This is a genomic window from Streptomyces sp. NPDC058678 (assembly GCF_042714835.1).
In the GTDB taxonomy this organism is placed as follows: Bacteria; Actinomycetota; Actinomycetes; order Streptomycetales; family Streptomycetaceae; genus Streptomyces.
Genome location: NZ_JBHXSG010000141.1, coordinates 1 through 8,459 on the forward strand (window position 1 = coordinate 1; position 8,459 = coordinate 8,459).

At 68.1% G+C, this 8,459-nt stretch carries 7 protein-coding genes and 2 pseudogenes; 4 read left to right on the top strand and 5 right to left on the bottom strand.

Translation table 11 applies throughout. From position 1 onward, the window contains the following. A partial coding sequence (locus tag ACFWWR_RS47765) for a helix-turn-helix domain-containing protein (RefSeq protein WP_384310638.1) occupies positions 1–79 on the bottom strand: 79 nt, incomplete at its 3' end. 152 nt (positions 80–231) lie between these two features. Here ACFWWR_RS47765 and ACFWWR_RS47770 point away from each other — a divergent pair. Next, positions 232–993, top strand: a pseudogene (locus ACFWWR_RS47770) (SulP family inorganic anion transporter); the annotation flags it as partial. A 147-nt stretch (positions 994–1,140) separates the two neighbouring features. Here the strand turns inward: ACFWWR_RS47770 and ACFWWR_RS47775 are convergent. The 3 genes from ACFWWR_RS47775 to ACFWWR_RS47785 all read right to left on the bottom strand — a co-directional run bounded on the left by ACFWWR_RS47775 (position 1,141) and on the right by ACFWWR_RS47785 (position 4,029). After that, the gene (locus ACFWWR_RS47775; RefSeq protein ID WP_384310631.1) at positions 1,141–1,881 is read right to left on the bottom strand and encodes a VWA domain-containing protein; all 741 of its coding nucleotides are present in this window, start codon (positions 1,879–1,881) and stop codon (positions 1,141–1,143) included. Positions 1,882–2,063: 182 nt separating this feature from the next. Further along, the gene (locus ACFWWR_RS47780) at positions 2,064–2,267 is read right to left on the bottom strand and encodes a hypothetical protein (RefSeq protein WP_384310632.1); all 204 of its coding nucleotides are present in this window, start codon (positions 2,265–2,267) and stop codon (positions 2,064–2,066) included. Between the two features lie 571 nt (positions 2,268–2,838). Beyond that, positions 2,839–4,029, bottom strand: a complete 1,191-nt coding sequence (locus tag ACFWWR_RS47785; RefSeq protein ID WP_384310633.1) for a helix-turn-helix domain-containing protein — start codon at positions 4,027–4,029, stop codon at positions 2,839–2,841. 375 nt (positions 4,030–4,404) lie between these two features. Between ACFWWR_RS47785 and ACFWWR_RS47790 the strand changes: the two genes are divergently transcribed. After that, positions 4,405–4,782: a hypothetical protein gene (locus ACFWWR_RS47790; protein WP_384310634.1), complete on the top strand. Its 378-nt coding sequence runs from the start codon at positions 4,405–4,407 to the stop codon at positions 4,780–4,782. A 444-nt stretch (positions 4,783–5,226) separates the two neighbouring features. Beyond that, on the top strand, positions 5,227–5,751 hold the full coding sequence (locus ACFWWR_RS47795; RefSeq protein ID WP_383878286.1) for a hypothetical protein: 525 nt from the start codon (positions 5,227–5,229) through the stop codon (positions 5,749–5,751). Positions 5,752–6,346: 595 nt separating this feature from the next. Here ACFWWR_RS47795 and ACFWWR_RS47800 read toward each other — a convergent pair. Beyond that, complete coding sequence (locus tag ACFWWR_RS47800) at positions 6,347–7,216, bottom strand: aldo/keto reductase (protein WP_384310636.1); 870 nt, start codon at positions 7,214–7,216, stop codon at positions 6,347–6,349. Between the two features lie 312 nt (positions 7,217–7,528). Between ACFWWR_RS47800 and ACFWWR_RS47805 the strand changes: the two are divergent. Continuing rightward, positions 7,529–8,459, top strand: a pseudogene (locus ACFWWR_RS47805) (hypothetical protein); the annotation flags it as partial.

An 8,459-nucleotide genomic window follows, 5' to 3' on the forward strand; every position in this document is an offset into this window, starting at 1 on the left:
TGCGCGACAGCTCCGCTGCCTGCGCATCACTCGGATAGAAGCGGTACTTGAACGCCCGCTTCACATGGTTCGCGGCCACGCGCACAAACTAGCCAGACCGCAAGTAGAGATCAAACCTGCCCGTCAGGGCACTGTGATCCGCCCTGGCGGCGAATCCCAGCTCCTTGCCCTGCTCCGCAGGAATTTCGTTTCCCCCCAGCTAAAGCCGGGGGTATCCACGAAGGGACTCCGATGACGGCCAAGCTGGTAGACGACATCACCGACACCCACTCCTCCAAGACCCGCGAGTCCATCGGGCAGGGCATCGCCAACATCGTCACCGGATTCTTCGGTGGCATGGGCGGCTGCGCCATGATCGGCCAGACGATGATCAACGTGAAGGTGTCCGGCGCCCGCACCCGTCGGTCGACGTTCCTGGCGGGCGCGTTCCTGATGGTGCTGTGCATCGTCTTCGGGCCGGTCGTCTCCGACATCCCCATGGCGGCCCTGGTCGCGGTGATGGTGATGGTGTCGTTCGCGACGTTCGACTGGCACTCCATCGCCCCCAAGACGCTGAAGCGGATGCCCGCCGGAGAGATCGCGGTCATGGTCATCACCGTCGCCTGCGTGGTGGCCACCGATAACCTAGCCATCGGCGTGGTCGTCGGCTCCGTCACCGCGATGGTGATCTTCGCCAAGCGCGTTGCCCACCTGGCCAACGTCACCGCGGTCACCGACCCCGGTGGCAGCAGCGTGGTCTACTCCGTGACCGGCGAACTGTTTTTCGCCTCATCGAACGACCTCGTCGGCCAGTTCAACTACGCCACCGACCTCGACAAGGTCGTCGTCGACCTGAGCGCCGCCCACATCTGGGACGCCTCTTCGGTTGCCGCACTGGATGCGATCGAGACCAAGTACGCCCAGCGCGGCAAGACCGTCCAGATCATCGGCCTGAACAAGCCGAGCGCCCACATCCACGAGAAGCTCAGCGGTGAACTGACCGGCGGTCACTGACCGTCCCTGACGCGAGCGCCGCCGCCCCACCCACGTCCACGGCGGCCCGCGCTGTGTCTGCTCGGCGCCGCCTATCTACGGTTACTGAGGTTGAACTCGTGATGCCCCAGAGCCTGCCGGTGCGAGCAGGCCGCCTGTTCCTGCCGCTCACCGCAGCACCTGGGCGGTGCGGGCGGCGGAGAGCCAGCCGGGGAACTCCCGCAGGAGCCGGTCGTACAGCAGCGAGTCGGGCACGCTGCGAGGGTCGCGGCCGGCGTGGAAGAAACCCGCGTTGTCGACGATGCGGCGGGTGGGGACGGCCAGTTCGTCGAGGCGGCGCAGGAAGGCGAACTCGGCGTCGTCGGGGTCGCCGAACCCGATGAACTGCCAGAACAGGGGCAGGCGGGCGGCCTTGCACAGGTAGCGCTCGGCCGCGGCCTTACTGGTAGGACCGCCGTCGGTCTGGAAGATGACCAGAGCGGGGGAGTGGCTGCCTGAGGCGAGGTGGTGGTCGATGACCGCGTCCATCGCCCAGTGGTAGTTCGTCCGCCCCATGTGGCCCAGGCTGTGGTGGAGCTTGTCGATGCGGTCACGGTGGCCGCCCAGCTCGAGGTCGGTGACACCGTCGACGTCGGTGGAGAAGAACACGACGGGAACACGGCCGTCGTCGTCGAAGTGGGCGGCCAGCGTCAGCACTTGCTCCGCCAGGTGCTGCGCGGTTCCGTCCCGGTAGTAGGGGCGCATGGACCCCGAGCGGTCCAGGACTAGGTAGACCGCGGCCCGCAGCCCGGACAGGCCGTGCTCGCGCACGCTGTCGCCGGCCGACTTGTACAGGCTCACCAGATCGGGGGCCGTCTCCTGCACCTTGGTCAGGCTGATCGCCGAACCCTGCTCAGCGCTACTCATCATGATCTGGTCTTTCCGGCTGGGCCCCCGCGGCGAGACCCGGCCTGTCCACGGACACCGGCCGGGCCGGTGCGTCACCATGATGGTCCCGTTGGGTGGGGTCAGGCGTCGAAGCCGGTCTTGTTCACACTGGTTTCTCCGGTTTCGCAGAACGAAGGCGTCGTCGTGCTGCACAAGAAGCAGTCTCAGCGGTCAGGCCACATCTGGATGACCCACACCTCGAGCGGATCGTCGTGAGGCCCTTCCGGTGGGAATGGATCGAGCGCGAGCAGAGCTTCCAAATGATCCCGCCCGCGACAGAGCAGGCGTAAGTGATACCGCCCTGGCCGCAGCGCGATCTCGCCGTAGCTGACGCCATTCAAGTCGACGACCTCAAGGCGGTCTTCCATCGGAGAACGGAAAGCTCGTTCGTACTCCCAAGATCCTGCTGGCTGGGGAGCAGGGCCGTCCCATGACTCCAAACGCACCAGAGGGTAGAAATCGTTGTCGCTGGAAGTAAGGCTCCAGCCGTCTCCAGGGATCTGGACAATGTCGTCCTCCGCTGGGGCCTCTTCGAAGGGGATGGGGCCGATCTGGATGGTCCTGTAAGACACACGCGGACGGACGTCAACGGCGTTGATCAGACGGGGCACTGACTCTCCCACCAGATAGAAGCGAGCAGGCTCCGCCAGGCTAAAGGCTGGGACGCACGGGCAGCTCCCTGGTGTGCAGGTCGGGGGTGACGACGCCGACGGTGGGGCGGAAGGACTTGCTGCCAGTGGTGCAAATGTATTGGTACTCCCACCGCGACTTGGCCCGGCGACCCGTGTCGGGCAGCGTCTTCGTCCCTGCTCAGCTGAGGCGGGAGCCGAGGTCTGTGGGGCCGCTCTCGGCTGAGCGTTCTGCGGACGCGCAGAGAGTCAAGTGCGGCCCATGTTCAGTTATTTCATGTGATCTCGCGGGTGGTGGGCATCGAAGGCCTTAGCGGTCGTACGGGACCCAGGCACGCCCGCCTGCGTCGTTCGTGCCGTACCAGTAGTGCGGCATTCCCTTGATGCCGGTGGTGTGGAACGGACGGCCGTGGTCGTCGATGCGGATCGTGCCGGTGCGGCCCTGGGAGGACCAGTCGAGTTCGAGGTACCAGCGGGCGTCGTAGGTCTGTGTCGTCGCGGCGACCAGCAACACCTCCGGGTCCTCGGCGGAGACGCGGTACGGGAAGTGCACGGCTGGGATGGTGTGTCCGTTTTCGGCTCCGTCCTTCGGGCGGGCGATGGGGCGGTCGACGTCGAGGTTCACGGTGAAGCGGCGGGGCGTGAGGTCGCCGCCGCAGCCCTGGTCCATGGCGTACGCGCTCCCGGGGGCCGGGTTGCCGCGGCTGACGATGCGGACGCGGAGCGCGTCCAATACCACGGCCGTGGACGACCGCCCCTGTACCGAGATCTGCACCCTCGTCTGCCGCCCGTGCAACGCGCCCTGCGTCGCCGCCCACGACCCGGCGTCCTGCTCCACCGGCGGCGGAGGCACCTGCGCGGGTGGCTTGTCGATGACGTAGTCGTGGTCGCAGCCCTTGTCCCAGACCAGGGAATCGGTGCTCCAGGTGAGGGGCAGGCCGGTGGTCGGCTTCGCAGTTGAGGTGGGACCGCTGGCGGTGGCTGCGGAGCGAGAGGCGTCCGCCTCGGAGGAGTGGTCGTCCGACAGGGCGGCCGCGCTGCCCAGAGTGGCGAGCAGCGCGCAGGCGATGGCGGTGGATGCCAGGACCCGACGGCGGCGGTACCAGGGGCCGGGAGCGGGGGAGGGAGCAGGCTCGTCCGGGTCGGGATCGTCCCCGGGCTGCTCCGCGGAGAGGTATTCCTCGATGAGTGCCCCGTCCCCGTCCGCGTCCGGCGCCGGAACCGCCGCCTCCGGCGAACCGGCCGCACGCACTCCCTGCCGAGCCGCCACCGCCGACAACCACAGCCGGTGCAGCTCGAGCCGTTCCTGCGGTGTCGCCTCGCAGAAGGCCGCGAGCCGTTCAACGGGCGCGAATTCCTGCGGCACCGCCTCGCCCGCGCAATACCGGTACAGCGTCGAGGTGTTCATGTTGAGGCGGCGGGCCAGGGAGCCGTAGCTCCGGTCCGTGCGGTCCTTCAGCTGGCGCAGCAGTGCCGCGAACTCCTCTACACCGTCCCGCATTGCACCGTTCCTCCGTCCTCCGCCTGCGATCCCGTATTCCAGGCACTCATGTTCCTGCACGTCAGATGGGCTGGAATGGTTCCACCGTCGCCAAAGGGGCAGCAGTCGTTGTGCTGGACTCCGGTGACCGCCGATGCTCTTGGTGTCGCACCGGCCACGGCTGCAGTGGCCAACCGTAGTTGGGCGTCATCCGACAGGCATCCGCTGACGGTTGCTGCCATGGCAACCGCTTTTGATACGTCGTCACACACGCTCACGATGCCGGCTGCCCTACTCGTCTCAGCACCGGCCTCGCCCTGCTGACCAGTGGCATCCGCAACGGATCACGATCTACAACTGCCGTGTCAGCCGATCTACTCAATTCTTGGAGGTTTGATGAAGTCCGTCATCCGAAAGGCGGCAGGCGTCGGGGGCGTGAGCGTGGCCGTCGCAGCCACGTCCATGACCGGCGCATCGACAGCCCAGGCGGAGCCACCCACCTACGGCTGCCCGTACCCCTATGTCTGCTTCTACGTGGACGACCACGCCTGGAAGGCGGGCACGCCGATAGCGAAGTACCGCGATGTCACCAGTTCCTACCAGACGGTCAAGGCCCGCCCGCACTACCGCGTCGTGAACACCCGGAACGACGACGTGGCGTACCTACGGCTCCAGGACGGTAACTCGGTCTGCCTGTCGCCGAACAGCGAGACCATGTTCGCTAACGCCTACAGCGTCACCGGAATAAAGATCTCCAGCAGTTCCACCTGTTGAATCTGCTCGAACGGGCCGGCGGGCGCTTCCGCAGTTCGCTGGGACGGGACGGGACGGACGGACGGGACGGTTCCACCGCTGCAGTGTGGCGGCAGATGTTGTCGTGGATGTCCCCCGTTCTCATAGCCGTGGGTGGCGCACCAGCCGAAGCAGAACGACCGCCCTGGCGGCAGCGCGACAACGCGACCCACCCTGCGCCTGCGCATCGGGACACCCGTGCGTCCGTGTACCAAAGGTGCGGCGTACGGCACCCCGCGGCGCCCGCCGTCATATGACGGCACCGGGACGAAGACCCCGGGCCGACTCCTGTCCGGTCGGACAGTCGGGCCGTCCTCTCCTCGAAGCGGACGCGGACGAGGTGGCGAAAAGACGGCAGGCGCCTTCGGCACAAAAGCCGGAACCGGCCGAGACCAACCACATACGGATCAGAAAAGGAAGACACACATGAACAAGAACTCCCTCGCACACCGTCGTCCGGGCCGCCGCGCGGCTGTCGCTGCCGGCCTCCTCCTTGCTGTCGGACTCGGCGTATCGACACAGGTATCGGCCCAGGCGTCCGTCCATGCCCCCGCAAAGGCGTCCACCGCCGCACCGCAGTCGGTCAGCGGCACGTCCGGCCACGTGGTGACCCGGGTCGCCGACTTCTACGGCGCCTACATCGACGCGAAGGGCGACTACACGGACCCGGACGTTGCGCTGGCCACGACGCTCCGCAAGCACTACCTGACGCCCGACTTCACCAAGCGGCTGGCGGCCTGGGAGAAGAAGAACGGGGTGGACGGCGTCCTGCGTGCCCAGAACGTCCCGGCGCGGTGGACGGTGACTGACAACGGCACAGTGGGTAACGGTCATGAAGTCATCGTCACCCTGGCGTTCGGCAGCGGGGAGGAGACGCAGAAGACCAAGCTGTTCGTGCTGGTGGAGCGGCATGACCACATCGTCGACATCAACACTACGAGCGCCCGCTAACGGCGGAGCTGCGGAGCCACTCCGCCTGCCCTGTCCCGCCGGGACAGGGCACTGGGTTGGAAGGTCGACGGATACCTTCCGCGCTCGCCTACACCCGGGGCGGCGAGGTCGACCACTGCCCCGACCCGACCGGCAAGACGGACTACACCTGGGACAAGGCCGGCCGCCTGGACTGCCTGACCAACCCGGCGGGCAATAAGCCCGACCTCGACTACGACAACAATGACCAGCGCACGCGACCGGTCTCCCCAGGGCACCACCCAGACGTTCACCACCGACAAGAACGGTCTCCCTTCGGCCGTCAAGACGACCTCGGGTACGACGACGCTGGTCAGCCTGACCTACATACGCCGGCGCGGGCAAGGACACCACCACTGTCCTACGCGCTGGAGGCTGATGCGGCGGGCGCCCGGACGGCGTTGCTGCCGCCCGTGTCCGAGCCGTCGTCGCCGCGGGCGCAGTGGCTCACGACCGGCGCAAGCGCCGGCCCGGCGACAGGGGCCGCTGTGGTCCGTTCCCGCTGTGTGGCCCATCGCCGCCACCGCCTGACGGGGCGCCCCGCTGCTTCAGCGCATGCCGGACGCCCCGTTCACGGTCAGCCGAGGGCGCTCAGCTGCGCGACCTCGTCGTCGGTCAGCGAGATGGTCGCTGCGGCGACGTTGTCCTCCAGGTGGGCAACCTTGGAGGTGCCGGGGATCGGCAGGATCACCGGGGAACGGTGCAGGAGCCAGGCGAGCGCCAACTGTGCGGGAGCGGCCTCGTGGCGGGCAGCCGCCTCTGCGAGGATGCCGCCCGGCTGCGCCAGCTGCCCGGTCGCCAGCGGGAACCACGGGATGAACGCGATGCCCTCCCGCTCGCAGTGTTCGAGCACCGCCTCGGACTTGCGCTCGGCGAGGTTGAAGAGGTTCTGCACCGACACGATCGGGACGTATTGCTGCGCCTCCACCAGTTCCTCGACCGTCACCTCCGACAGGCCGACGTGCCGGATCTTGCCCTCGTCCCGCAACTGAGCGAGCGCGCCGACCTGTTCGGCCAGCGGCACCCTCGGGTCGATCCGGTGCAGCTGATAGAGGTCGATACGCTCCAGCTTCAGACGCTGCAGGCTCCCTTCCACGCACTGTCGCAGGTACTTGGGGCGGCCGTCCGGTACCCACTGGTCGGGCCCGGGCCGGGTGTTGGCGCCCTTCGTCGCGATCAGCAGGTCGTCTGCGTACGGGTGGAGCGCCTCGGCGATCAGATTCTCGTTGACGTACGGCCCGTACGCGTCGGCGGTGTCGATGAGTGTGACGCCGAGTTCGACAGCACGGCGCAGCACCCTGATCGACTCGTCGCGGTCGGCGGGCTCACCCCAGACCCCTGGGCCGGTGAGCTGCATGGCGCCGTAGCCGAGCCTGCGCACCGGCAGGTCACCGCCGATGGAGAAGGTACCGCTCGCCACTGCGGGGCGGACAGAGGGATCACTCATGTTGTCCTCGATCTTTGTTCGCGTTGATGTGTGTCCGAGTCATTGGACCGAAGCTCTCGCACGGCCCTGCCGTCCGTCGAGGCAGGTGGCCGCCTGCCTGGCACAGCTGTGGTTTCCGGCCGGGGGGCCACGGTGTTGGGATCAGCATGGGGGCTGCTCCTCGCACAGGGAGAACCGGCCGCGTCGGACGGCCGAGTGGGCTGAGTGCCACGCCGTTCAGGTAACCGGCGCAACGCCCGGGCAAACAGTTACTGATGAGGGGTGTACTGGCAGTACACCCCTCATGCCGGGCGGGCGGCGTACGGTCGGGGTGTGGACAACCGTGATGAAGTCCGCGAGTTCCTCACCTCGCGGCGCGCCAGGATCACCCCGGAGCAGGCGGGGCAGCCGGTCGGGAGCCGGCGCCGCGTGCCCGGACTGCGCAGGAGTGAGGTCACCGCGCTGGCCGACGTCAGCGTCGAGTACTACGCCGCTGGAACGCGGAAGCCTCGCCGGCGTCTCACCCGCCGTGCTCGCAGCGGTCGCTCGGGCGCTCCAGCTCGACGACGCCGAACGGGCCCACCTGCTCCACCTGGCCCAGGCCGCCGAAGGCTCTGACACACTCGCCCGCCCCCGGTCTCGTTCCAGCCGGCAGCGGGCCCTGCCCAAGAGCCTGCGGTGGACCCTGGACGCCGTCACCGCCGGGCCCGCGTTCGTGACGAACGGCCGCCTGGACCTGCTTCGGCCAACCAGCTCGCCCGTGCCTTCTTCGCCGACATGTACAACAGCGGCACGACACCGCCGAACATGGCCCGTTTCCAGTTCCTGGACCCTGCGGCCCGCCGTTTCTACCCGGACTGGGACCTCATCGCCGACATGACCGTCGACGTGCTGCGCACCGAGGCCGGCCGCAACCCGCACGACAAGGACCTACACGACCTGGTGGGTGAGCTGTCCACCCGCAGCGACGCCTTCCGCACCCGATGGGGCTCCCACAACGTGCGCCGTCACGGCGCCGGCGTCAGGCGCTTCCACCACACGGTCGTCGGCGAGCTCACCCTCGCCTGGCACGGCTCGGCCGTGGACGACGAACCCGGCCTCACCCTCCTCATTTACACCGCCGAACCGAACTCACCTTCCGAAGAGGGCCTGCGCCTGCTCGCCTCCTGGGCCGCCTCCCAGGACGGTGCCGCCCCTGCCGATCGCCTTTTACGCCACCGGCGCCCGGCCCCGCCCGTCAGGACCGGGTACCGCATCGACGACC